This window comes from Parasphingorhabdus cellanae, from assembly GCF_017498565.1.
GTDB lineage: Bacteria > Pseudomonadota > Alphaproteobacteria > Sphingomonadales > Sphingomonadaceae > Parasphingorhabdus > Parasphingorhabdus cellanae.
Map to the genome: position 1 here is coordinate 3,240,255 of NZ_CP071794.1, position 24,596 is coordinate 3,264,850.

23 protein-coding genes and 1 pseudogene are annotated in these 24,596 nt (G+C 53.3%); 12 read left to right on the forward strand and 12 right to left on the reverse strand.

Annotation, left to right across the window (positions count from 1 at the left end; all coding sequences use genetic code 11):
• The first annotated feature begins 56 nt into the window (after positions 1–56).
• The 4 genes from J4G78_RS15525 to J4G78_RS15540 are packed head-to-tail and all read left to right on the forward strand — an operon-like array spanning position 57 to position 2,969.
• Positions 57–1,100 carry an enoyl-CoA hydratase/isomerase family protein gene (locus J4G78_RS15525; protein ID WP_207987426.1) on the forward strand — a complete coding sequence of 348 codons (1,044 nt, stop codon included), beginning with the start codon at positions 57–59 and terminating at the stop codon, positions 1,098–1,100.
• The gene (locus J4G78_RS15530; protein ID WP_207987427.1) at positions 1,097–1,879 is read left to right on the forward strand and encodes an enoyl-CoA hydratase-related protein; all 783 of its coding nucleotides are present in this window, start codon (positions 1,097–1,099) and stop codon (positions 1,877–1,879) included. Before J4G78_RS15525 ends, J4G78_RS15530 begins: the two co-directional genes overlap by 4 nt.
• Before the next feature lie 4 nt (positions 1,880–1,883).
• Positions 1,884–2,765, forward strand: coding sequence for a 3-hydroxyisobutyrate dehydrogenase (gene mmsB / locus J4G78_RS15535; RefSeq protein ID WP_207987428.1), 882 nt, complete (start codon positions 1,884–1,886; stop codon positions 2,763–2,765).
• Between the two features lie 6 nt (positions 2,766–2,771).
• Positions 2,772–2,969 carry a hypothetical protein gene (locus tag J4G78_RS15540; protein WP_207987429.1) on the forward strand — a complete coding sequence of 66 codons (198 nt, stop codon included), beginning with the start codon at positions 2,772–2,774 and terminating at the stop codon, positions 2,967–2,969.
• Between the two features lie 7 nt (positions 2,970–2,976).
• On the opposite strand, the gene J4G78_RS15545 is transcribed toward J4G78_RS15540, so the two are convergent.
• Positions 2,977–4,506 carry a TadA family conjugal transfer-associated ATPase gene (locus J4G78_RS15545; RefSeq protein ID WP_207987430.1) on the reverse strand — a complete coding sequence of 510 codons (1,530 nt, stop codon included), beginning with the start codon at positions 4,504–4,506 and terminating at the stop codon, positions 2,977–2,979.
• 189 nt (positions 4,507–4,695) lie between these two features.
• Here J4G78_RS15545 and J4G78_RS15550 point away from each other — a divergent pair, with 189 nt between their 5' ends.
• The gene (locus tag J4G78_RS15550) at positions 4,696–5,616 is read left to right on the forward strand and encodes a DMT family transporter (RefSeq protein WP_207987431.1); all 921 of its coding nucleotides are present in this window, start codon (positions 4,696–4,698) and stop codon (positions 5,614–5,616) included.
• Between the two features lie 94 nt (positions 5,617–5,710).
• Here J4G78_RS15550 and J4G78_RS15555 read toward each other — a convergent pair whose 3' ends face one another.
• The 5 genes from J4G78_RS15555 to J4G78_RS15575 all read right to left on the reverse strand — a co-directional run bounded on the left by J4G78_RS15555 (position 5,711) and on the right by J4G78_RS15575 (position 10,556).
• Positions 5,711–5,968, reverse strand: coding sequence for an ATP synthase F1 subunit epsilon (locus J4G78_RS15555; protein WP_207987432.1), 258 nt, complete (start codon positions 5,966–5,968; stop codon positions 5,711–5,713).
• Positions 5,969–6,012: 44 nt separating this feature from the next.
• Positions 6,013–7,458 (reverse strand): F0F1 ATP synthase subunit beta, encoded by a 1,446-nt coding sequence (atpD, locus tag J4G78_RS15560; protein ID WP_207987433.1) that lies wholly within the window; start codon positions 7,456–7,458, stop codon positions 6,013–6,015.
• Between the two features lie 23 nt (positions 7,459–7,481).
• Positions 7,482–8,357 (reverse strand): F0F1 ATP synthase subunit gamma, encoded by an 876-nt coding sequence (locus tag J4G78_RS15565; protein ID WP_207987434.1) that lies wholly within the window; start codon positions 8,355–8,357, stop codon positions 7,482–7,484.
• 81 nt (positions 8,358–8,438) lie between these two features.
• Positions 8,439–9,968, reverse strand: a complete 1,530-nt coding sequence (gene atpA, locus J4G78_RS15570) for a F0F1 ATP synthase subunit alpha (protein WP_207987435.1) — start codon at positions 9,966–9,968, stop codon at positions 8,439–8,441.
• Positions 9,969–10,001: 33 nt separating this feature from the next.
• A complete protein-coding gene (locus tag J4G78_RS15575) occupies positions 10,002–10,556 on the reverse strand; it encodes a F0F1 ATP synthase subunit delta (RefSeq protein ID WP_207987436.1) in 555 nt (184 codons plus the stop codon).
• Between the two features lie 290 nt (positions 10,557–10,846).
• Between J4G78_RS15575 and ada the strand changes: the two genes are divergently transcribed.
• Both ada and J4G78_RS15585 read left to right on the forward strand, forming a co-directional pair.
• On the forward strand, positions 10,847–11,887 hold the full coding sequence (gene ada / locus J4G78_RS15580; protein WP_207987437.1) for a bifunctional DNA-binding transcriptional regulator/O6-methylguanine-DNA methyltransferase Ada: 1,041 nt from the start codon (positions 10,847–10,849) through the stop codon (positions 11,885–11,887).
• Positions 11,884–12,627 carry an isocitrate lyase/PEP mutase family protein gene (locus tag J4G78_RS15585; protein WP_207987438.1) on the forward strand — a complete coding sequence of 248 codons (744 nt, stop codon included), beginning with the start codon at positions 11,884–11,886 and terminating at the stop codon, positions 12,625–12,627. The genes ada and J4G78_RS15585 overlap by 4 nt, the downstream gene beginning before the upstream one ends.
• Before the next feature lie 11 nt (positions 12,628–12,638).
• Here the strand turns inward: J4G78_RS15585 and J4G78_RS15590 are convergent, their stop codons facing one another.
• From J4G78_RS15590 to J4G78_RS15600, 3 genes are all read right to left on the reverse strand, one after another.
• A complete protein-coding gene (locus J4G78_RS15590) occupies positions 12,639–13,865 on the reverse strand; it encodes a TCR/Tet family MFS transporter (protein WP_207987439.1) in 1,227 nt (408 codons plus the stop codon).
• A gap of 13 nt (positions 13,866–13,878) precedes the next feature.
• A complete protein-coding gene (locus tag J4G78_RS15595; RefSeq protein WP_207987440.1) occupies positions 13,879–15,426 on the reverse strand; it encodes a trypsin-like peptidase domain-containing protein in 1,548 nt (515 codons plus the stop codon).
• Positions 15,427–15,547: 121 nt separating this feature from the next.
• Positions 15,548–17,746: a primosomal protein N' gene (locus J4G78_RS15600; protein WP_445669901.1), complete on the reverse strand. Its 2,199-nt coding sequence runs from the start codon at positions 17,744–17,746 to the stop codon at positions 15,548–15,550.
• Positions 17,747–17,813: 67 nt separating this feature from the next.
• On the opposite strand from J4G78_RS15600, the gene J4G78_RS15605 reads away from it, so the two are divergent.
• Both J4G78_RS15605 and fsa read left to right on the forward strand, forming a co-directional pair.
• Positions 17,814–18,488: a DUF4197 domain-containing protein gene (locus J4G78_RS15605; protein ID WP_207987441.1), complete on the forward strand. Its 675-nt coding sequence runs from the start codon at positions 17,814–17,816 to the stop codon at positions 18,486–18,488.
• Between the two features lie 329 nt (positions 18,489–18,817).
• Positions 18,818–19,471, forward strand: a complete 654-nt coding sequence (fsa, locus tag J4G78_RS15610; protein WP_207987442.1) for a fructose-6-phosphate aldolase — start codon at positions 18,818–18,820, stop codon at positions 19,469–19,471.
• A gap of 45 nt (positions 19,472–19,516) precedes the next feature.
• Here fsa and J4G78_RS15615 read toward each other — a convergent pair whose 3' ends face one another.
• A complete protein-coding gene (locus J4G78_RS15615) occupies positions 19,517–20,722 on the reverse strand; it encodes a penicillin-binding protein activator (RefSeq protein ID WP_243457339.1) in 1,206 nt (401 codons plus the stop codon).
• A 10-nt stretch (positions 20,723–20,732) separates the two neighbouring features.
• On the opposite strand from J4G78_RS15615, the gene rsmI reads away from it, so the two are divergent.
• Genes rsmI through gshB form a run of 3 tightly spaced genes read left to right on the forward strand, consistent with a single transcriptional unit; the run spans position 20,733 to position 22,910 of the window.
• Positions 20,733–21,578, forward strand: coding sequence for a 16S rRNA (cytidine(1402)-2'-O)-methyltransferase (gene rsmI, locus J4G78_RS15620; RefSeq protein WP_243457126.1), 846 nt, complete (start codon positions 20,733–20,735; stop codon positions 21,576–21,578).
• Complete coding sequence (locus J4G78_RS15625; RefSeq protein WP_207987444.1) at positions 21,575–21,928, forward strand: YraN family protein; 354 nt, start codon at positions 21,575–21,577, stop codon at positions 21,926–21,928. Before rsmI ends, J4G78_RS15625 begins: the two co-directional genes overlap by 4 nt.
• 34 nt (positions 21,929–21,962) lie before the next feature.
• Positions 21,963–22,910: a glutathione synthase gene (gshB, locus tag J4G78_RS15630; protein ID WP_207987445.1), complete on the forward strand. Its 948-nt coding sequence runs from the start codon at positions 21,963–21,965 to the stop codon at positions 22,908–22,910.
• A gap of 102 nt (positions 22,911–23,012) precedes the next feature.
• On the opposite strand, the gene J4G78_RS15635 is transcribed toward gshB, so the two are convergent.
• Together J4G78_RS15635 and J4G78_RS15640 are read right to left on the reverse strand one after the other, a co-directional pair.
• Positions 23,013–23,663 (reverse strand): class I SAM-dependent DNA methyltransferase, encoded by a 651-nt coding sequence (locus J4G78_RS15635; RefSeq protein WP_207987446.1) that lies wholly within the window; start codon positions 23,661–23,663, stop codon positions 23,013–23,015.
• Positions 23,663–24,573 (reverse strand): annotated as a pseudogene (locus tag J4G78_RS15640) (tyrosine recombinase XerC). The gene J4G78_RS15635 and the pseudogene J4G78_RS15640 overlap by 1 nt, the downstream one beginning before the upstream one ends.
• Positions 24,574–24,596 lie beyond the last annotated feature (23 nt).

Here is a 24,596-nt window from a genome sequence, read left to right on the forward strand (position 1 = left end):
CCAAGCTAGAGAGATTCCAGCTTTCGCTGGAATGACGAAATTATTAGAAAGATAAAATGACCGAAGATCTCATCATCAGGAAAACAGGCCGGGTTGGGCATATCAGCCTGAACCGCCCGAAAGTTATTCACTCGCTCAATCTCGCTATGTGCGAAGCTATGCGAGACACGCTGATCGCATGGCGCGATGACGATAGCGTGGAAGCTGTCCTGATTGATCATAGCGAAGGGCGCGGTTTCTGTGCCGGTGGCGATATCGCCATGTTGCAAGCGTCCGGCAAGAAGGATGGCAAAGAGGGGCGTGAGTTTTTCTACAAGGAATATCAACTCAACCATCTGCTGTTCGAATATCCCAAACCCGTGGTTGCCTTCATGGACGGCATCACCATGGGCGGCGGCGTTGGTATTTCGCAACCCGCGACTTATCGGGTTGCGACCGAAAATACCCGTTTTGCAATGCCGGAAACCGGCATCGGGCTATTTCCCGATGTCGGCGGAGGCTGGTATCTGTCGCGACTGGCCGGTCGGCTCGGCCAGTTTCTGGCGCTGACGGGTGCGCGTCTGGACGGAGCGGAGTGCAAGGAAGTGGGTCTCGCGACCCATTATGTCCCGGCGGAGCAACTGGAAGAGGCCAAACAGCGGATCAGCGAAAACCCGGACCGGATTGACGGGATATTGGGCCAATTGTCGGACATTGTTCCGCCTGCGCGCATTGCCGATAATCTCGACAAGATTGACAAGTTTTTTGCCTCGGATGTCTATGAAGAAGTCCTTGCCGCCCTTGATGCGGATGGCAGTGATTGGGCGCTGAAAGAACGTGGCACATTGGGCACGAAAAGCCCGCAAACCTGCAAGGTTGCTCTACGGCAACTGAAAGAGGGCGCCGCAATGGCGACCTTCGCGGATGAAATGCGCAACGAATATCGCATCGCTTCCCGGGTGCTGGTTCGTCATGATTTTATTGAGGGCGTCCGCGCGTTGATTGTCGACAAAGATAATGATCCCAAATGGGATCCCGCCACGCCGGAAGAAACAAGTGATGAATTGATCGACAGTATTTTTGCGCCTTTGCCGGCAGAAGAGGAATGGAAACCGCTATGACCTACGAAACAATTCTGACCGAAAAAAAGGGCCAGGTAACGCTGATTACCCTGAACCGACCAAAGTCGCTAAACGCGCTGAATAGCCAGGTTCTGGATGAATTAATCGGTGCTTTCGCGGCCTTTGAAGCGGACGAAACCCAGCTTTGTGCCGTGCTCACCGGGTCCGGCGACAAGGCCTTTGCCGCTGGCGCGGATATCAAGGAAATGTATGAAAAATCTGCAGCTGATTTCTATCTGGAGGATTTTTTCTCCAAATGGACCAGTCAGATTGTCAAGACGACGCGCAAGCCTTGGATTGCCGCCGTGAACGGCTTCGCATTGGGAGGTGGTTGCGAATTGGCCATGATGGCGGACTTCATCATTGCCAGCGAAAACGCCAAATTCGGCCAGCCGGAAATCAAACTGGGCGTTGCACCGGGCATGGGCGGGTCACAGCGCCTGACCCGCGCTGTGGGCAAATCGAAATCTATGGACATGTGCCTGACCGGCCGAATGATGGACGCAGAAGAAGCGGAACGATCGGGCCTGGCGGCGCGGGTTGTGCCGCATGACCAACTTGTCGATGAAGCCATCAAGGCGGCTGCCACAATTGCCTCGATGCCGCCCATGGCTATTCAGGTGAACAAGGAAATGGTCAATGCAGCCTTTGAAACGAACCTTGACCAAGGCCTGTTGCATGAACGGCGTCTGTTCCAGATTCTAACCGCTACCGAAGACAAGGCCGAGGGCATGGCTGCGTTTATCGAAAAGCGCGAAGGCAATTGGAAGGGGCGCTAACAGCATGAAAATCGGATTTATCGGTCTCGGCAATATGGGCGGCGGGATGGCTGCCAATCTGGCGAAGGCGGGGCATGAAGTGCATGCCTTTGACTTGTCTGGTGAAGCGCTCGCTAAAGCGGGAGAAGCCGGTTGTCATCCTGTCAGCGACGCCGCCGATGCGGTACGAGGCATGGAAGCTGTCGTCACCATGCTGCCGGCGGGCAAGCATGTCCGCGCCGTCTATGCCAATGATGTGGTGATCAACGCCGGGCCCGGGATGCTGGTTCTCGATTGTTCGACGATTGACGTGGATAGCGCGCGCGATGTCGCGGAAATGGCTAAGGCCAAAGGAATTCTGCCAGTTGATGCGCCTGTTTCGGGCGGTATTGCCGCGGCCAATGGCGGCACACTGACTTTTATGGTCGGTGGTAGCGAGGAGGCGTTTAATCGCGCTGAGCCAATTTTATCCGATATGGGCAAGGCTGTGATTCACGCCGGGGATAATGGCGCGGGACAAGCAGCGAAAATATGCAACAACATGCTGCTCGGCGCATCGATGATTGCAACCTGCGAGACCTTTAAAATGGCCGAAAAGCTTGGGCTTGATCTCCAGAATTTCTACGATATCTCATCCAAGGCTTCGGGCCAGAACTGGTCGATGACAAGCTATTGTCCGGTACCCGGTGTTGGCCCGCAAAGCCCGGCGGATAATGGCTATGAGGGCGGTTTTGCAGCCGCGCTGATGCTCAAGGATTTGCGTCTGGCGATGGAGGCTGCACAAAGCGCCGGTGCTCAGGTCCCTATGGGCGAAAAAGCCGTCGCGCTTTATGAGCAATATGCAGAAGGCGAAGAGCAGGGCGGCATGGACTTTTCCGGCATCATCAAGATGCTTGATAAAGGCTGAGCCAAGATGGTTCCGCAGTGGATGGTTGTCTGCGCTGTCGCAGCGACTATCACGGTCATTTCCGAGGTCGCCAACCGGCGGCGCAGTAAACGCAAGGATATCGACAAAGTCGGTTTCATGCCGTGGCAGTTTATCTCCGCGGCATCGCTGCTGACATTCGGTATTTCGGTGGCCTTCGGATTGGGTTTTATCTCAACCGAATAGGCCGTGCCTAGAGGCAAGCCTCAAGCAGGGGCTGCTCAAACCCGTACTGACGCGCTTTTTCAAGCGTATAGGGACGCAGGCCGGATGATTGATATTCACCGATAATCTTGCCGTCGGCATCCTCGTCGAGATACTGATATTTGAACAATTCCTGCGTCACGATCACGTCACCTTCCATCCCGATCACCTCGGTGATGTTGGTCGTCCGACGCGAACCATCGCGCAGACGTTTCACCTGCACAATCAGGTCAACGGATTCTGCAATTTGGCGTGAAATAGCTTCTTTCGGGATCTTGATGTCACCCATCAAGATCATGTTCTCCATACGGCCAAGACACTCGCGCGGAGAGTTGGCGTGAAGCGTACACATGGAGCCATCATGGCCCGTGTTCATGGCAGCGAGAAGATCGAAACATTCCGCGCCACGAATCTCACCCAGGATGATCCGGTCAGGACGCATACGCAGGGCGTTTTTCACGAGATCGCCGATGGTGATAGCCCCTTCGCCCTCAAGGTTTGGTGGACGGGTTTCGAGCGGCAACCAGTGCGGTTGCTGCAAGCGAAGCTCGGCGGCATCCTCGATGGTCAGCACGCGCTCGCCGGGATCGATCATTTTCGACATGGCGTTGAGCATGGTCGTTTTACCAGAACCCGTACCACCTGAAATCACCACGTTGAACCGGCAAGCACCAGCGATTTTCAGCGCTGTACACATGGCCGTCGACATCGAGCCGAAGCCCTGCATCATGTCGAGGGTAATAGGCTTTTCAGAAAATTTACGAATGGAGATCGCTGTGCCTTTAAGGCTCAATGGCGGTACGATGACGTTCACACGAGAACCATCGGCAAGACGCGCATCGGCAAGCGGCGTGGTTTGGTCGACACGCCGGCCGACCTGGTTCACAATCCGCTGGGCGATCTGGAAAAGATGTTCTTCATCGCGAAACTTAATCGGCGCGATCTCCAGCTTACCCTTAATCTCGATATAGGTCTGTTCAGGGCCGTTCACCATGATATCCGAAATATCCGGATTTTGGAGCAATTCTTCAAGTGGACCAAAGCCGAGAAGCTCGTCAACCAGCACTTTCTCAAGCGCGAATTGCTCGCGTCGGTTCAGCGTTAGTTTTAGTTCGGTCAACACTTCCATGATGATCGGACGGAATTCTTCGGTCAGCTCTTCCTTGTTGAGCGTGGCTGCAGCTTCGGGATCAACCCGTTCCAGCAAGCGCGGAAGCACCTGTTCTTTAATTTTATGGACGGATGCGCCAAAGCCTTCATCCTTGTCACCTTCTTCAGGCAAAGGATTGGAACGCTCGGCAAGACGCGACATGGCGTCGCCTTGATCCGGTCCTTTGGCGGCTTCACTTTCTTCACCGGGCAGCGGCACGGCATCTATGGATGGAAATTGATCACCACCGCCGGATTTGTCGAGCTCTTCAGGATCAGCCGGTTTGCTCCCGCCGCCTGACATTGGTTTCGCGACGCCAAATGACGGTCTGCCGCCACCCAATCCATTTTTCTTACCAAATGCGCTCATGTCTCTCCGCCGGAAATAGTGTGTTCCCAAATCATCAAACATCTCTTTCAAGGAAAATGGTTAATGTTTGGATAATGGTGATGGGACAGTTTTGGTTTTATGTTATTTGTTTCACTGAAGAAATGATGGTTGTGTGTTGCCAAATAGCCTGCAATCGGTGATCTGGCACTTATCGAGATCGGACGAGTTTTGCAGGCAGATAAAAATATTGGCAAGACGGTTGCGGGTAGCGGTATCCTATTGGCACTGATTGCTTTTTCTGGTTTTCCCATCGGCGATGCCTTTATCAAATCGATGGCTGGTGATTGGCCCGCACCTGCGGTCGCGGCGTTGCGTTTCACTATTGGTGCTATCGCTCTGGCTGCCATTCTCTTTTGGCGAGAGGGTAGGGCTGGTTTTCAGATTAGCCGGCCATGGTTGCATGCCGCCCGAGGAATGACCTTGGCGGTCGGAACAATTACTTTCTTTTCAGCTATTTATATCATGCCTTTGGCCGACGCTGTGGCCATATCCTTCGTTAACCCGATATTGACCGCTTTGTTTTCCGGTTGGTTTTTGAAAGAGAAGATGCGTCCGGCAACTTGGATAGCGACCATCGTTGCTTTTGGCGGTGTTTTGATCATGTTGCGCCCCAACGTGGCGGCTTTTGGTTGGGTTGCGATCTTACCGCTATTCTCGGCCGTGGCGATGGCCGCCATGTTAATCCTTAACCGCATGGTATCCAGCCAGCGTTCGATATTCGCAGCACAGTTTTACATCGCTTTCTGGGCCGCCATTTTTTTGTCGATTGCATCTGGTATTGGACATTTCGTTTTACCAGTCATGCATATTCCCGGTGCGCCTGATTGGGATGTCATTTTGCGCTGTGCGATTGTGGCGGTAACAGCGACCAGCTGTCATTTTTTGCTGTATATGGCGACGATGCGGACGACAGCGGCGGCGATTGCACCGATTGTCTATATTCAGCTCATCATCGCGTCTTTGATCAGCGTGTTTATATTCGGTGATGCGATTGACCCACTCGCCCTGGTGGGTGGCGGGTTGATCCTGCTAAGCGGGTTGTTCCTGTGGCGCAGTGAGCGCAAAGCCACGACGGTATTGGAAGCTTAGCTTAGCCTCACAGCGCTCATCCTGAGCTTGTCGAAGGATGGGTCAGGATTTGCAAGGATGCTTCGACAGGCTCAGCATGAGCGCGGTCTTTTATTTAGGAAACGGCCTCGGCCAATACGGTCAGGCCTTTTTCATTCACTTCGGCAAAACCACCCTGAACAGTAATGATTTCTGCCTCAGCGCCTTCGCTGGCGTAGACGGTCAGCTCCGCATCACGAACGGTGGACATAAACGGCGCATGACCTTCCAACACGCCAAAGTCGCCTTCTGTGCCGGGCACCACAACCATATAAACATCATCCGACCGGACGAGCTTTTCAGGGGTTACGAGTTCGAAATGTAGATTTGCCATCAATCAATGTCCCTATTCCCCTCCCATGAGGGAGGGGGAATGGATTAGGCCGCTTCTGCTGCCAGTTTCTTGCCTTTTTCAAGCGCTTCTTCAATGCCGCCGACCATGTAGAAGGCATTTTCAGGAAGATGATCATATTCACCATCAACAACTGCTTTGAACGACTTGATCGTGTCTTCCAGATCAACAAATTTCCCTTTGATGCCAGTAAAGACTTCCGCAACGTGGAAAGGCTGTGACAGGAATTTCTGAATTTTCCGCGCGCGAGCAACGACCAGCTTATCCTCTTCCGATAGCTCGTCCATGCCAAGAATGGCGATAATATCCTGTAGCGACTTATATTTCTGTAGGGTTTCCTGAACAGCACGGGCCGTATCATAATGTTCCTGACCCACAACGCGTGGTTCCAGAACACGAGACGTTGAATCGAGCGGGTCAACAGCGGGGTAGATACCCAGCTCAGAAATCGCGCGGTTCAAAACGGTGGTTGCGTCCAAGTGGGCAAAAGACGTTGCCGGTGCCGGATCGGTCAAGTCATCGGCAGGAACATAAATGGCCTGAACCGATGTAATCGACCCTTTGTTGGTGGACGTAATCCGCTCCTGCAACGCGCCCATGTCGGTGGACAGGGTTGGCTGATAGCCCACAGCGGAAGGAATACGGCCAAGCAGCGCGGACACTTCTGAACCGGCCTGCGTGAAGCGGAAGATGTTATCGACGAAGAACAATACGTCCTGGCCTTCCTGATCACGGAAATATTCCGCGATGGTCAGACCGGACAGAGCCACGCGGGCACGCGCGCCTGGAGGCTCGTTCATCTGGCCGTAGACGAGGGCCACTTTGGAACCCTCAGAGATTGCGTTGCCATCTTCGCCCTTGGCGATAACGTTCGCGTCGAGAAATTCGTGATAAAGGTCATTACCTTCGCGGGTACGTTCACCAACACCGGCGAAAACGGATGTACCGCCATGACCTTTTGCGATGTTGTTGATCAGTTCCTGAATAAGCACGGTCTTGCCCACGCCGGCACCGCCGAACAGACCAATTTTACCGCCCTTTGCATATGGCGCGAGCAAATCAACAACCTTAATACCGGTGACGAGAATTTCACTGTCGGTGGACTGATCCACAAAAGCAGGCGCTTCTGCGTGGATTGGTGCAGTGCTTTTTGCGCCAATCGGGCCAAGCTCATCAATCGGCTCGCCCACAACGTTCATGATGCGTCCCAATGTTTCTGGGCCAACCGGCATCATGATCTGTGATCCAGTGTCGGTAACTTCCTGACCACGGGTCAAACCTTCAGTTGCATCCATTGCGATGGTACGAACCGTGTTCTCGCCGAGATGCTGAGCAACCTCAAGCACCAGCCGGTTACCGTTATTGTCGGTTTCAAGAGCCGACAAAATTGCCGGAATGTCCGTATCAAAGGTTACGTCGACGACAGCGCCGATAACCTGTGAAATGCGGCCTACATTGTTGGTTTTTGCCATTTGTCTTTCCTTGCGTACTTGCTTTAGAGCGCTTCAGCGCCAGCGATAATTTCAATCAATTCGGTGGTAATTGCGGCCTGACGGCTGCGGTTATATTCGATGGTCAGGCTATCGATCAGATCGCCAGCGTTACGGGTTGCGTTTTCCATCGCTGTCATCGATGCACCTTGTTCTCCGGCGTTATTTTCCAGCAATGCACCGAAAATCTGGGTTGTCAGGTTGCGCGGAAGCAATTCGGTGAGAATTTCTTCCTCATCCGGTTCATATTCTACCGCAGCATCGGAACCTGCACCTTCAGCGGTTTCGATAGCAACAGGAATAATCTGTTGCTGTGTTGGTTCTTGCACCAGAGCGGATTTGAACCTGGAATAGAAGAGATGCGCGACATCAAATTTACCATCTTCGACCATTTCAGTGAGGTCCTCTGCAATAGCTTTGGCTTCTTCAAAACCTGGCGCTTTGACATTGCTCGTATCGAAATGTTTGACGATCTTGTCTTCATAAACGCGCTTGATCACCGGCAAGCCTTTGCGGCCAACCATGTAAAACAGTACGTCTTTACCTTCGTTGACCAGCTTTTCCGCCGCCAGACGGGCTTCTTTGACGATATTTGCGTTAAACGCGCCGCAAAGCCCGCGATCAGAGGTGGCGACAACCAGGAGGTGTACCTGATCCTTGCCCGTACCGGCGAGTAATTTAGGTGAATTTTCATCCACCGTTACTTTTCCAGCCAGGCTGGCCATAACCTTTGCCATTTCCGTGGCATAAGGACGTGCAGCCTCTGCTGCCATTTGCGCTCGGCGCAATTTGGCTGCAGCCACCATCTTTTTGGCCTTGGTGATCTTCTGAGTCGATTTAACTGACCCGATCCTGTCTTTGAGTTCTTTCAAACTAGCCATTTTGGCCCCTTATTCGTATCCCCGCGAAGGCGGGGATCTAGGCTCCCGCCTTCGCGGGAGCACAGTGATAGTCAAAGTCCGTTAAGCGAAGCTCTTACCAAAGGCGACGAGAGCTTCTTCCATTGCTTTCTTGCTGTCATCGGAAAGGTCGCCACTTTCACGGATAGTTTTCAACAAATCGCTATGGTCAGAACGCATATGAGCAAGCATTGCTTCTTCATAGCGCACAACATCGGTTACCGCGACATCGTCGAGATGGCCATTGGTGCCAGCATAGATCGAAGTCACTTGCTCCTCAAAAGCCAGCGGAGAAAATTGTGCCTGTTTCAAAAGCTGCGTCAAACGTTCACCGCGATTCAGCAATTTCTGAGTGGAGGCATCCAGATCGGAACCGAACTGGGCAAAGGCTGCCATTTCGCGATATTGCGCGAGATCGAGTTTAATCGAACCGGAAACCTTTTTCATCGCTTTCGTTTGTGCGGCAGAACCCACACGGGAAACTGACAGACCCACGTTAATCGCAGGACGGATGCCTTGGTTGAACAGGTCGGTTTCGAGGAAGATCTGACCATCGGTAATCGAAATCACGTTGGTTGGAATATAAGCGGAAACGTCACCAGCCTGCGTTTCAATGATCGGCAATGCGGTCAGTGAACCAGAACCGTTATCTTCATTCATCTTCGCGGCACGTTCGAGCAAACGTGAGTGAAGATAGAAAACGTCACCAGGATAAGCTTCGCGGCCCGGAGGACGACGCAGCAACAAGGACATCTGACGATAAGCCACAGCCTGTTTCGAGAGATCGTCATAAACGATACAAGCGTGCATGCCGTTGTCGCGGAAATATTCGCCCATTGTCACACCAGTATAAGGTGCGAGATATTGCAGCGGAGCGGGTTCGGAAGCGGAAGCGGCCACAACGATCGAATATTCCATCGCGCCGTTTTCTTCGAGCTGACGTACGATCTGCGCAACGGTGGAGCGCTTCTGGCCCACAGCAACATAGATGCAATAGAGTTTCTTGCCTTCGTCATCACCGGCATTGACCGTCTTCTGGTTGATGAAGGTATCGATGGCGACAGCGGTCTTACCGGTTTGGCGGTCACCAATGATCAATTCGCGCTGGCCGCGACCGACTGGGACCAAAGCATCGAGCGCTTTAAGACCGGTCTGAACAGGCTCATGAACCGATTTACGCGGAATAATGCCCGGCGCTTTGACTTCAACGCGGCTACGCTGCGTGGTTTTGATTGGGCCCTTGCCGTCGATGGGATTGCCAAGACCGTCGACAACACGTCCGAGCAGTTCTTTGCCGATGGGAACGTCCACAATCGTGCCCGTCCGTTTAACAACGTCGCCTTCTTTAATATCGGCATCCGAACCAAAGATCACGACACCGACATTGTCGGCTTCGAGGTTCAGCGCCATACCCTGCGTACCGTTTGAGAATTCAACCATCTCACCAGCTTGCACTTGATCAAGACCGTGAATACGGGCAATGCCGTCACCAACAGCCAAAACGGATCCGACTTCGGAAACTTGGGCTTCGTTGCCAAAATTGGCGATCTGGTCCTTGATGACCTTTGAAATTTCTGCTGCGCGAATATCCATTATTCTTCCTTTAGTCCTTTATGGCCTGAGCCATTAGCCTTTCATGGCTTGGGAAAGCGTGTTCAAACGGGTTTTAATTGAGTTGTCGATCATTTGGCTGCCAATTTTGACGACCAGACCGCCCAGGATGGACGGATCGACGGAGGTGGAAACCGATACATCGCTTCCCACACGTTTTTTAAGCTGCGCCTTAAGCGCGTCAATCTGTACATCATCCAGCGGATGAGCGGAGGTCACTTCAGCGGTAATCTCACCGCGATGGTTGGAGGCCAAGGTAGAGAAGGCGCGAATGACCGATGGTATCTGATCGAGACGGCGATTGGCCGCCAGAACACCAAGTACATTAGTAGTCAGATCGTCCAGTTTCATTTTCTTAGCAATACCAGCAACAGCTTTGCCCGCATCGCCGCGAGATAACACTGGACTGCTGATCAGTGCTTTCAGGTCGTCCGATTCGCTCATCGCTTTGTGCAGCGAAGCGAGGCTTACTTCCACTTTATCGATGGCTTTATTTTCGGTGGCCAAAGCGAAGAGCGCGGTGGCGTAACGCCCCGCTAAACTCGCCCTAATGCCGCTGGAATTCTCCACGCGTTTGTTACTCCGTGCCTGAATTATTGGCCTGAAATTCTGGTCAGACAACTGACCAAAATCGTGATAATATTTGGTACCCGTTTGCAGGCGAAATACATCGTATCTTGCCTTTAGTTGGGCGGCGTCTAGCAACCATTTTGCTGCGATGCAAGATGGCACTCGACCGGTTTTTTAAGAATGCCAAAAAAGGCAGATTTTCAAGCTGTCTGATTATGTCAGAGGTAAGTTTTTGCTTTGATCGCAAGATACGGGATGCGGGGGATTGGAAAGGCTGGCAGAAGAAGAACATGAGCAAGCACGAATCCTTGATTGATGATAATAGAGCCTGGCAAGCGGTGGCGGATCGCGACCGGTCTTTTGACGGTAAATTTGTAACCGGCGTGCTGACTACTGGTATTTATTGCCGCCCCTCCTGCGCCGCGCGCCATCCGAAGAGAGAAAATGTGCGCTTTTTTGCCAAGCCAGAGCAAGCAGAAGCTGCAGGATTAAGGGCTTGTTTGCGTTGTTTGCCAAAGGATGTCGCACGCGATGATGCGGCCGTCAAAGCGGTGATTGATGCCATCCGCATGGCGGAAACAACGCCGACATTGGATGAATTGGGTGTGATGACCAGCTATTCGCCAACCCATTTACAGCGGATATTTAAACGCGAGATGGGTCTGTCTCCGGCGGCTTATGCGCGGGCGTTGCGATCCGAACGAGCAAAGGAAGCCTTAGACGGCGGTGCATCGGTGACAGAGGCTATATATGACGCGGGCTATGGTTCCGCTTCTCGTTTTTACGCAGACAATGGAAAGAGGTTAGGCATGAAAGCCAGTGCTTGGAAAAATGGTGGTGCAGGGGTTTCGATCCAATGGACCAATGTCGAAACATCGCTGGGTACCATGATGGTCGCGGCCACAGATAAAGGCGTTTGCTGTCTGTCTTTTAACGAAGGCGAAGAACAATTAAACGCACGCTTCCCCAACGCTGACTTGCAGCCGGGTGATGACGCGTTTCAGGCTTTGGTTAGCCAAGTCACCGCCTCTGTCGAGAAGCCCGGCGACTTCAGCCATATACCGCTGGATGTTCAAGGCACTGCGTTTCAGGAGGCGGTGTGGCAAGAGCTTCAGAAAATCCCGCTCGGCGAAACCCGGAGCTATGCCGACATCGCGGTGGCGATTGGTAAACCCAAGGCGGTAAGGGCAGTGGGCAGCGCTAATGGCGCCAATAATGTTGCAGTTTTGATACCGTGCCACCGCGTGGTGCGCAGCGATGGTAGCATGGGCGGTTATGCCTATGGCTTAGAAATCAAAGAGCGTTTGCTCGAAAAGGAAACCACGAAATGACGGGCAGGATCCAACAGTTTACTGAACTTCATCAACCGGGACAGCCATTGGTGCTGTATAATATCTGGGACGCAGGCAGCGCCCAAGCCACTGTTCGTGCAGGTGCTAAGGCCGTGGCCACGGGCAGTTTGTCGGTGGCAGGAGCGCAAGGCTTCGACGATGGTGAGAAGTTGCCCTTTGATTTTGCACTGACCAATGCCAGACATATCGTTTCAGCCGTCGATGTGCCGGTCACTGTCGATCTGGAGACCGGTTATGGTGATAGTGCCGCAGCCGTGGGCGCGAATGCGCAGCAAATGAAAGACGTCGGCGTCGCCGGCCTGAATCTCGAAGATCAAGATTTTTCGGCAGGCGGGTTGCGTGATGTTTCGGCACAGGCGGATCGCATCAAGGTGGCGGCTGACACGGGACTGTTTATCAACGCCAGAACCGATCTATTCATCCAGACGCCAATACCCGACCATGATGGTGCGCTTGCGCAAAAGGCACTGGAGCGGTGTCAGGCCTATGCCGATGCAGGAGCAGGCAGCTTTTTCGTCCCCTTCGCGATCAGTGAAAAGCTGATTGGTGATATATGCGCGAAAGCGAAATTGCCGATCAACGTCATGATGATGCCGGATAGCCCGTCAACATTGCGACTGGCCGAACTGGGTGTTGCTCGCATTAGCTATGGTCCCGGCCCCTGGATGGCGGCCATGTCAGCCTTCGAGGCAGAGGCACTCAAAATATTCGAAAGTTAAGAACCGCCGCCTTACCCTTTGTGGTCCGGTGATGGCTTTATGATCATTAGCAAGAATAGGGGAATGATCGCTACAATGGCTGCAATGGCAAAAGGGGCTCCGACAAAGCGGAAGGGCGCCGCGTCGCTGGTGAAATAGGACAGCGAACCATTATATAGAAGCGGTGCGATCATTGCAGCGAGGGCAGCCATGCTGCCGTTAAAGCCTTGCAACTCTCCTTGCATATTACTCGGCGTTCGGCGCGACATCATTGCGTTGATACTGGGCATCGCCATGCCTTGCAGTCCGACGATCAGGCATAGGAGTAGCGCAACCCAGCCGCTATCGAACAATGCATAGATCGCGAACATGATAATGGCGACAGAGATACTGAAAATGGCGGTTTTCCTCTCTCCCACAGTACCGACAAAACGACCGATTAACAGGGCTTGCACCAGTGCAGTTGATACCCCTACGCAAGTGAGTGATATCCCCACCATCTTGCTGTCCCAGCCATATTGTGCTGGCGCGAAAAAGGCCCAGCTTGTTGGATAAATGGAATTGCTGAGCATCCACATGAAATAAATGGCGGCGACCCCTAGCAGCTTTGGTAATTTCCCAAGATTGAGCAAGGCACCCAGTGGATTGGCGCGTTTCCAGTCAAAGGGCCGTTTCTCTTCGGGGGCAATAGTCTCCGGAAAAGCAAACCAGCCGTAAATGAAATTCAAAAAAGCAAGGCCGCCAGCGACGAAAAACGGAATGCGTGTTCCATAATCGCCTAAAAAACCGCCAAGCGCAGGTCCAATGATAAATCCAATGCCAAAAGCGGCACCGACCAGACCAAAGCTTTTGGCGCGATCCTCGTCGCTCGACATATCGGCCATCGCGGCATTGGCCGGACCAAATATCGCGCCAAGGCCGCCGGCAATGGCGCGGCCGATAAACAGCCAGATGATCGAGGGCGCTAATCCCATCAGTGCAAAATCAATCCCGAAGGCTAGCAGCGAGATTAGAAATACCGGGCGGCGGCCAAATCGATCACCAAGATTGCCGACTAATGGTCCCATGAGAAACTGGAACAGCGCATAAGTGGCGCTGATGAAGCCGCCAATTAATGTTGCTTCGGATAGGCTGACGCCTTCAAGCTCAATAATTAACTCGGGCAAGACCGGCATGATGATGCCGAACCCAACGGAATAAATGAATATGGTGAACAGGACGAAGCGCGTAGCGGACTTGCGCTCTCGATCCGTAATCATATTGAAATTTTAATCATTGCGACAATTTTTCGCATTCATATACCAGCCGCTCATTGGTCTGCATCGGTAATTCGGTGCGGATTGCCTTTACCATTTCCGCAATGTCCGACAGCGCCTGTTCGTCTGTCGTACAAGCTCGATTACCATATTGCTTGCGGATCTCCCGCGCCTTGGTCATCGCGGCAAGGCCCAGGAGATAGCGCTCGGTGGTAAACTCCGCGCGCGTGGGGTCAAAGCTGCTGATTGTGACGGTTTGCTCTTCATTGGGTACAAAAATGCGTGACCATTTAGCGCCATCACGACCATATTGGGTGCGTTCGTTGACACAACCGCCTTCCGTCCAGTCAATGTCGAGAGAGTCGGTTTGCGATACTGTGATCCGGCTGCGTTCGGGATTTAAGCGGCATTGATATTTACCAGCAGTGGCCAGATTTTGACCGCCGTTAGTGCCATTGTCATCGGGCAGTTGTTCCTTCATCGCTACAGCTACACGGTCATCAATCTCACTAAAAGCAGGCCGGGATAGAAATACCAGGATAGCGCCAACCAGCAGCAACGCCGCACCGCCCGCAGTCCCGATCGCGGGTGTTCGTTGGTCCCGAAGCATCAGATAACCTGCGCCGCCAGCTGCAACTAGCGACAGCACCAGCATCAGGGCGGCAACCGCCATCTGATTTTCCCGCTCTGTAACAATATCCTGTGATATGGTGGTCCGCAATTTGGTTTCGGCTTGCTGGCGCTTGGCCTTCTCGGCCCTTTGCAACGCCTCCATTTTGGCACGCGCAGCCGCTTCGCGGCGCTGTTCTTGCAGGCTGATATCGGCAGAAGAGCGGCATGGTGTAGCAGTCAGTCCAACTTTCACGCCGGCCTTGCGCAAAAACGATAGAATTTCGCGACTGGATACCGCAAAACCAAATTCTGCATCATTTCCATCGGACAGTGATCCAAAGCTGTTTGCGCCCAATATGCGGCCACAATTATCGATCAGGGGGCCGCCGCTATTACCGCTGGCGATGGGGGCGGTATGCAAAATCGTATCAAATTGCTTTGTGCTGCGCCCGCCCGATACAGATCCACGGGTTTTGACCGGCGACATCGGGTTAATCAAATCATCAAGGTTCAGTCCTTGAGCCCGGTCAACGGAACCGGGATAACCAATGGCCACGACATCTGCCCCATCGGCCACCGGGCCGCCAAAGATAGTCATCGGTGGCAGTCGTCCGCCATCCTGTAATTGGATAAGCGCGAGATCATTGCCGGATGAATAAGCGATCACCTTTCCGCCATAGCTGGTGCCGCCCTGTGATGGCACAATGCCGATAACTACAGATTTTTCCTGCCGGGCTATTTCGACGACATGGGCATTGGTGACAATCTTGTCCGGTGCGACAGCAAAGCCGCTGCCATGGCCAACAAACGCCACTTTATCGCCATCGGTCGCCGCCAGCACCACGCGGACAACAGATCGACTAGCTGCGCTAATATCGGCCGGATCTGCTTGAGCAGGGCTAGCAAATAGGGCCGCAAGGGCGATCGTAAACATGGCGAGGAAACGGTTCATCAACGAGCCTTCAATGTTTCGCGCTCCGCACTTGATGCGGAGCCCAGAGTGAAAGCAGCGCTAACACTACCAGAGGCTCCGCATCAAGTGCAGAGCAAAACTTTGTTCCATTTTCCGCGGATCAAACAAAGCTGTAGGGATCTACGTCAACACCGACCCGCACTGCTCTGGGCCATTCCAGTTTTTCGAGCCATTGGTGCATGATTGCCTGCAGCTCCACTGAACGATGTGCATGAACAAGCAAGCGATGCCGATGGCGGCCACGCAGCATGGCAAGCGGTGCAGGAGCAGGGCCATAGACCGCAAACCCGTCCAGTTTGGGCGCTGTCTGACCAATCAGGCGTGCGGTTTCAATGGCTTCTGCATTGTCCTCAGACGAAATAATAATCGCGGCTAGTCTTGAGAAAGGCGGCGCGGCAGCAGCGCGGCGGGACTCCGTTTCTGCATTATAGAACCCATCTCGATCGCCTTTAATTAATGCCTGGATCACAGGCGCGCTAGGCATGCGTGTCTGTACGTAGACATGTCCTGGCTTGTCCGCTCGACCTGCGCGGCCTGCGACTTGTGCTATTTGCTGGAAACTGCGTTCTGCGGCGCGCAGATCGCCGCCTTCCAACCCGATATCCGCGTCGACAACACCAACCAAAGTCAGATTGGGAAAATGATAGCCCTTGGTGACAAGCTGTGTACCCACAACAATATCAATCGCACCAGCCTCCATTTGAGCCACAAATTCACCAGCTTTGGCCGGCGACCAGATGGTGTCAGAGGTGACAATCGCCGTTCGCGCTTGCGGGAATAGCATTTGTACCTCGTCGCAAATACGTTCGACCCCCGGACCACAAGCGACCAGCGAGTCCTCGTCACCGCATTCTGGGCATTTTTCCGGTTGCGGCATGACATGGCCGCAATGGTGGCAAGCAAGGCGCTTGGTTAGCCGGTGTTCCACCATCCAAGCAGTGCAATTGGGGCAATTTATTCGATGACCACAAGTGCGGCACAAAGTCAGCGGAGCAAAGCCCCGGCGATTAAGAAAAAGCAGGGATTGCTCGCCTTTGGCTAAATTTTCTTCCAGCGCGTTAATCAGTGTCGGCGCGAGCCAGGACCCGCGTTCCGGAATATCTTGGGTGAGATCAAGCGCCTCTATCTCTGGCAAGGTTGCCGCGCCAAAGCGGGCGGGCAGTTCCAGCAGCTCATAATTGCCCTGTTCCACCTGATGACGGCTTTCAATCGCGGGTGTGGCAGAGGCCAGTACGATCGGGATTTTTTCATGCAGTCCCCGCATTACTGCGACATCACGGGCATGATAGCGCACACCGTCTTCCTGTTTGAAGCTTACCTCATGGGCTTCATCCACAATGATCAGTCCTAGGTTTTTATAGGGTAGAAATAGAGCTGATCGTGCGCCCACGATTACCCTCGCGTCACCGTCCGCAAGCGCGTGCCAGTTTCTTTTACGGTCGGATTGTTTCAACCCGCTATGCCAGGCGATGGGTTCGGTTCCAAAACGCGCTTTGAACCGGTCAAGAAATGGCTCGGTCAGAGCGATTTCAGGCAGCAGGACCAAGGTTTGCTTATCCTGACGAAGTGCCTCTGCTACCGCTTCAAAATAAACTTCTGTCTTGCCGGAACCCGTCACTCCATCCAGCAAATAAGGTTGGAAAACCGAGTCTTGTACCGCGTGAACGAGCTTTTCACTGACTTGTTTCTGATCATCGCTTAGGTCAACCTTGGCAAAATCCGGATCAGGACGAGTGATGTCCGCAAAAGGAGATGCTTGACTGCTATCCAAGGCGCCTGCTTTTTCCAATCCTCTCATGACCGCGATGGATACATCGGCTTTAAAGGCCAATTCACTAATTGTGCCTTGCACACCGGCAAGTTTTTCCAGCGCCTGCTCCCGCTGCGGCGTCATCCGCTTCGGTATATTACCGTTCAGTCGATATTCTGTGATTGGGCGATTGTCCGCAAAAGCCGCACCGCTCGATAAAACCATACGCAGGACTGAAGCTGGAGAAGCGAAATAATAGCGTGCGACCCATTCGATCAGCTTCCGTAGTGGCGCAGATAACGGCGGAACTTCTCGCAATTCTAGCAAGGGGCGGAGCTTTTTGGCGTCGATTTCATCTACTGGAAAACTGTCCGCGTCCCAAACTACACCGGGCATTTTTCGGGGCCCCAATGGTGCCATGACGATCGAACCGTGGAATACATCCATGTCTTCGGGCACTCGGTAATCAAGCGGGCCTAAAGCGGCATTGAGTAAAACCACTCTTACTCTGTTTCTGATCGGGGCATCGACGCGATTCATACTGGCCATATAAGCATGGTTTGGTATTGCGTCACCAACTGCTATGCGTGTGCAGAGGGATTAGGGGATTACAATCATGCAAAATATTGACCGCCGTAAATTTTTGGCCGCCGGTGCCGCCGCTACCATGCTCGCATTGCCGGGTTGTGCGAGCCTTCCAGCCTTTAGCCTGACCGATGCGATCAGGCGGTTGCTGACCCAGTCATCACAAAATGCCTTTGCTGAATTGATGCAACCCAACGGATTTTTCGACAGTCAGGTTGCCCGGATATCGGTGCCAGAGCGATTGGGCGGGACGCGCGTCACGAATATCGCGACGGCGGTGTTGCGGTCAAAGCCCATCCAGAAACGGTTGTTGAAACAGGTAAATCGTGCGGCCGAAACCGGCGCAGATTTGGCCGCACCGATTATTGCCGAGACCATTCGCAACATGAGCATATCCGACGCTGCCGCGATTATCAAAGGCGGAGATCGCGCTGCGACGACATTGCTGCAAAACCAGATGGGGACGTCGCTTGCCACCCGGATCTTGCCGGGAGTGAGCAAAGGTTTGAACCTGTTTGACAATGAAATCATCAATCTGGTGCTGTCCCAAGTCAGCGATATCAACTTTGCCGATATCAGCGAAGATGTCACGGCAAAGGTTAGCGATGCCATCTATCTTGCAATTGGTGCCGAGGAAGCGAAAATCAGGGCCAATCCGCAGGCTACTAATGATCCCGTCTTAATTGGAATATTCGGTTTGACTTAATTGGGATCGGTCGAGGAACCATCATTTGACTTTCCCACACGGCTGCCAATCGATATTATCATGCTCTAATTGGTACCAGGCGGGTCGTTCGCCTAAAAGATTATGTAACTATCAGCGATAATAGTATTTTTAATCTGAATAGGTACGCGCGATTTTTAGGCGATTCTGTGTATAAGCTGTATAATCTCATGGATTTTAAGGGTTGAAAGCCCCCAAGCTATCCACAGCTTTTTGCACAGCCCGTTTTCGTGATCTGTTTCGTCTTTCGCGAAAAAAGGTTAGGCCTTGGCAAATATTCATCACCGCACCCATTTTAGGAGCATAAGCCCATGAAATTCTTTGTTGATACCGCCGACACCGCCGAAATTGCCGACTTGGCAGCAACGGGAATGGTAGATGGTGTGACCACCAATCCGTCGCTGATCAAGAAGTCGGGGCGTGACATTATGGAAGTCACCAAAGAGATTTGCGGACTGACTGATGGCCCGGTTTCCGCAGAAGTGGTTGCACTGGATCATGAGACCATGATGAAAGAGGCGGAAGTGCTGCGGAAAATTGCGGATAACGTCTGCATCAAAGTGCCATTGACTATTGATGGCCTAAAAACCTGTAAGGCGCTGACCAGCGAAGGCACGATGGTCAATGTCACGCTGTGCTTCTCCGCCAATCAGGCTTTGCTCGCAGCCAAGGCAGGCGCGAGCTTTATCTCGCCCTTTGTTGGCCGCCATGACGATAATGGTTTTGACGGTATGAAGCTGATTGATGACATTCGCTTGATTTACGACAACTACGCTTTCGATACCGAGATTTTGGTCGCATCCATCCGCCACCCGATTCACGTGTTGGAGTCCGCCCGTATCGGCGCAGATGTCGGGACAATGCCGCCGAATGTTATTCGCGGGTTGTTCAAGCACATGCTAACCGACAAGGGTATTGAAGGTTTCTTGGCTGACTGGAAAGATACTGGTCAGAATATCGGGTAATCGGTGAGCGCTCAGCATTAAGAGCGGAGCGCTAATGAAGCGCTATCAAAAACCCTTCGGTGCGGCGTCCACGACTGTGAAGCTGCCGCTTTTGATCTCTTGCACTTCTAACGCACGTTCAGAGACGCCGTTGCGCCGGAAACGGAAGACGCCATCCAGCCCAATAAATCCGCCTGAATCGGTCAATTGCTCAATTGGGAAGGGCGTACCGACTTCCCAATTTTGTGCAACTTTAACGGTCAGCAATACTGAATCATAACCCAGGCTGGAAAGCCGGAAAGGTGCGCGGCCATAGCGGCTGCGATATTTGCCGGCATATTGCCGATACAGTCCGTCTGATACACTAGCGAACCAGGCTCCGCGCATAGCTGGGGAACCGGCAAGATTGCTGCTGGTGTTCCACAAGTCGGTGCCGAGTATCTTCGCGCTGCCGCTCGCATTTTTGCGAATAAAGGGCGCCGCTTTGATTGCCATGGTGCCGTTGTCGGCCAACAGAACCGCATCAAAATCGCCATTTTCAGAGAGCTTCTTGGTAGCGGCTTCGACAGATCGGGAGTCGCGGCTGAAATTCTGGATTGAGACAACGGTTCCACCCACGTCTTTTACAGAGCGTAGCAATGCGGACGATGCCCGTTGGCCGTAAACGCCATTGGGCACTAGCGCAGCAAATCGGCTCATACCTTTGGATTTGGCATAGCTGACCACGCGATCAATGGATTGTGAAGGGATATGACCGAGCAGGAACACGTTGTTACCCGCCACGCCAGCGTCGTTAGAAAAGCTGAGAATTGGTACGCCAGCAGGACGCGCGATATTCGCAACAGCGACAACATTATCGCTAAGTAGCGGTCCGATCACCAGTTTGTTGCCATCGGCTATCGCTTTGCGCGCAGCCACCGTCGCGCCTTTTGCCGTATCATAGTTGGTCATGCGGATATTGCCCGCTTTGGTATCCAGCAGTGCCATGGTTGTTGCATTGGCCAGCGATTGTCCAACGCCGGCATTTTTACCGGATAGCGGAACCAACAACGCAATACGGTGATGCGTCTGGTCCGTCGGCAGACCGCTGGTTACCGGTGGCGGTGTTGGCGTTGGGGTAGGCGCGCGTTCGCCGCCGCGCGGAACCATTGTTTCACAACCCGCCAGAAAAATGATGGAGGCTAGCCCGGCATATTTCAACAGGCTGCGGCGTCCGCTTTGGATAGTTGGTTCCATTGTTTCACTCTGTCCTATCTGCGATTTATCTGCCATGGCCTTCATTATGTCTGCTCCCATTGAACATGGCCTGTATATCGTCGCCACACCAATCGGCAACCTCGGAGATTTATCGCGCAGGGCGGAAGAAATCCTCGCTGTTGCTGATCTTATATTGGTCGAGGACTCAAGAGTTACAGGTAAACTTCTGAACTATATCGGTAAAAAGAAGAAAATGATGGTCTATAATGACCATAAGGGTGAGCAGGAGCGGCATGATATTTTAGCGATGGTGGGATGTAAAATTGTCGCACTTGTAAGTGACGCTGGCACGCCGCTTATTTCCGACCCTGGTTACAAATTGGTTCGCGATGCGCAGGCGGCCGGCGCTTATGTGACGACGATCCCTGGGCCAAGTGCTGTCATCGCGGCGCTGACGCTTTCCGGATTGCCCAGTGACCGGTTTCTGTTTGAGGGTTTTTTGCCGAGCAAAGCAAAAGCACGCGGCGAGGTTTTGGAAGAGCTGAAGTGGGTTAAGGCGACGCTGGTTTTCTATGAAAATGGATCCCGCCTGGGTGCGATGCTGGCTGATGCTGAGAATAATTTGGGTGATCGGGCAGCAGCCGTCATTCGGGAAATCACGAAAAAATTTGAGGAAACGGTGACGGGCAGCCTGTCCGACCTTGCACATCGCTATGCTACTGAAAAGCCCAAGGGCGAGATTGTCGTAGTCATCGGTCCGCCGGGAGTTGCAGAACCGGCGAGCAGCGAAGATATAGAAACCGCATTGCGTTCAGCGTTGGAACGCCTACCGGCCTCCAAGGCGGCCAGTGAAGTGGCGCGCGCATTTGATACTGATCGCAAAGAGCTTTATGATCTGACTAACCGCTGGAAAGCGGACGCGCAAAAATGAATCGCAAACGTGCCGAACAACAGGGACGGCGCGCAGAGAGCATTGCGGCGGGTTGGCTGCGGTTGCATGGCTGGCGGATATTGGCGCAGCGGGCACGAACGCCGCGCGGCGAAGTTGATATCATAGCCAAGCGCGCTGGACTGGTCGCCTTTGTAGAAGTAAAAGCACGGACGAAGGCGGAAGATCTGGAAACATCCATCGACCAACGTCGCCTGCAACGCGTCGCAGCAGCGGTGGAAATTCTCTACCCGGAATATTGCAAAAATGGCGAAAATGCCCGGATCGATGTGATTTTGGTTGCGCCGCGCCGCTTGCCGACCCATTTAGCCAATGTGTGGCACGGGTTTTGATCGTGCTAACCCGATGACCTGAGAAAGCGCCTCTATGACTTTGAAAATCGCCGTGCAAATGGACCCTATGGAAAGCGTGAATATTGCCGGAGACAGCAGCTTTGCGCTGATGATCGCAGCGCAAAAGCGCGGCCATAGGCTCTATCATTATGATGTCAAAGACCTGACCTATCTCGCAGGTCGCCTGACCACGCTCGCGCATCCGGTGAAAGTGCAGCAGGTTGAGGGTGATCATTATGAATTTGGTGAACAGGTACGACTGGACCTTGGCAGCGATATCGATGTGGTGTTGATGCGGCAGGATCCGCCCTTTGACGTCGGCTATATCACCGCCACGCATTTGCTGGAGCGGATTGAGGGCGAGACGTTGGTTGTCAATAATCCGGTATCGGTCCGCAATGCGCCGGAGAAAGTCTACGTATTGGACTATGCCCAATTTATGCCGCCGACATTGGTATCGCGGAACATCGATGAAATCCGTGCCTTTCAGAACGAGCATGGCGGCATTGTCGTCAAGCCGTTGCACGGCAATGGTGGCAAGGCGATCTTCCTGGTACCAGAAGATGGCAGCAATTTGAGCGCCTTAATTGAAGTCTTTAACCAGACATGGCCGGAACCGCATATGATCCAGCCGTTTCTCCCCGAAGTGCAGGAAGGCGACAAGCGAATCGTTTTGATCGACGGCAAAGTGGCCGGCGCGATCAACCGCAAGCCGGGCAAAGGCGAGTTCCGCTCTAATCTTGCGCAAGGCGGCTATGCCGAAGCGGCGGAGCTCACCGATCGCGAAAAAGAAATTTGCGCTGCTATGGGACCGGACCTGAAACGACTGGGGCTTATTTTCGTGGGCATTGATGTGATTGGCGGGAAGTGGCTGACCGAGATTAACGTGACGTCGCCGACGGGGATTGTGGCGATAGATGCGTTTAATGGCACCGATACTTCTGGGATGATTTGGGATGCGATTGAGCGGCGGTTGCAGTAAAATCGACGAAAAGTTATTGGCGATAGAACATTTTAAATTTTCGCCCAGTGTTGATTTACCGACCCGAGGATACGCGACGGATTATATCCCAAATTCTACTCGCTATAGGACAGGGTAAATTTGCGCCCGCTTACCAGACGCTAACAATACCGAACGCCCCAAACTCTCTGGGTCTTTTGAAACATATTGCACGTCTGCAAATCCATATTCTTTGAAAAGCTCCTTATACTCTTTCGGATCAAGACTGGCGTGATAGACGGTCTCGCCGCCAACTGTTCCGGTCACTTCTCCTTCGCCGGTGCCAATGGTCAGCATGATCGAGCCGCCAGATTTGGTCGACTGGCACAGAGAAGGAATAACGTCCCGCTGCTGGGCAACGGACAGATGAAAAAAGCCATCCCAGCTGTAAATACCATCAAACTGACCGTTCAACTTCAGCTTGGTGATATCCTGAACTTTCCATTGCGCTTGCGGGAAGTGCTGGCGCGCCAAATCGATCATGGTTGGGGAATAATCTACGCCGACCAGATCATATCCTTTCTCCAGAAAATAGCCCGCTACCGGAATGCCCGAACCACATCCCAAATCCAGCAGCCTGCCACTGGCCGGAAGCGCCGATGCAAAGCGGTCTAGCCAGGGCTTTTCGTGGAGTGCATTGGACCTGATTTCATCCCAGTGGCGCGCTTGGCGTTCGTAAACGTCTTTGGTTGTGCGCTTCGCTAGCTCTATCGGGTCTATATTCTCACCCATCATCACCCCGCCCGAGGATGGGCATTCTGATATACATCCAGCAAATGCGCCGCATCAACCGCCGTGTAGACCTGCGTGCTGCTTAAGCTCGCATGGCCGAGCAATTCCTGCAGGCTCCGCAAATCCGCACCGCCAGCCAATAGGTGTGTCGCAAAGCTGTGGCGCAAGGCATGAGGTGTGGTCTTGTCCGACAGGCCCAGTTTCCCTCGAGCTTGTTGGACGACCCGGCGGATAATGTTGGGCGATAGCGGTCCGCCACGCTTGCCGCGGAAAATCGCTTTTTCCGGCACCATGATGTGCGGGCACAGGTCGATATATTGGCCAACCGCTTCGCGTACCTGCGGCAGTAACGGCACAATCCGCGTCTTGCCACGTTTGCCGGTTACACGCAGTGTATCGGATAAGGGCAGAGAGTCACCGGTCAGGTCAAGGGCCTCGCTGATCCGGAGCCCCGATCCATAAAGCAGAAGCAGCACCGCCCAGTCGCGCGCGCCGACCCAATCGCTGCTGGCGCTTTTGGCAATATCCTCGGCCATCGCGATGATATCATCGGGGAGGCCGGACGCGGGACGCCGCGCGTCACTTTGGGCCCTTTGATTTTCGGGATTTGCGCACCAGTATCATCAGCATCGCCGCCGACAAATTTCAGAAATGAGCGAATGGCGGATAACTCCCGTGCCGCGCTATTGTTAGTTAATCCCTCGCCGCGGCGAAAGGCGAGATAGGAGCGTATATCCGTCTGCTTGAGGGCCTTGATTTCCTTCGAACCAACGGCGCCGCCGATATGCTCCATCAGAAAAGCACAGAACCGTTCGGCTGTGGTCACATAGGCGCGCACTGTGTGCTGCGAACGACGCCGTCCTTCGCGTAAATGGCGGGAAAAGTCCTTCACAAGGGTGTTGGCGCTATCCATGGGCAGAATCTAGCAGCGCTGGC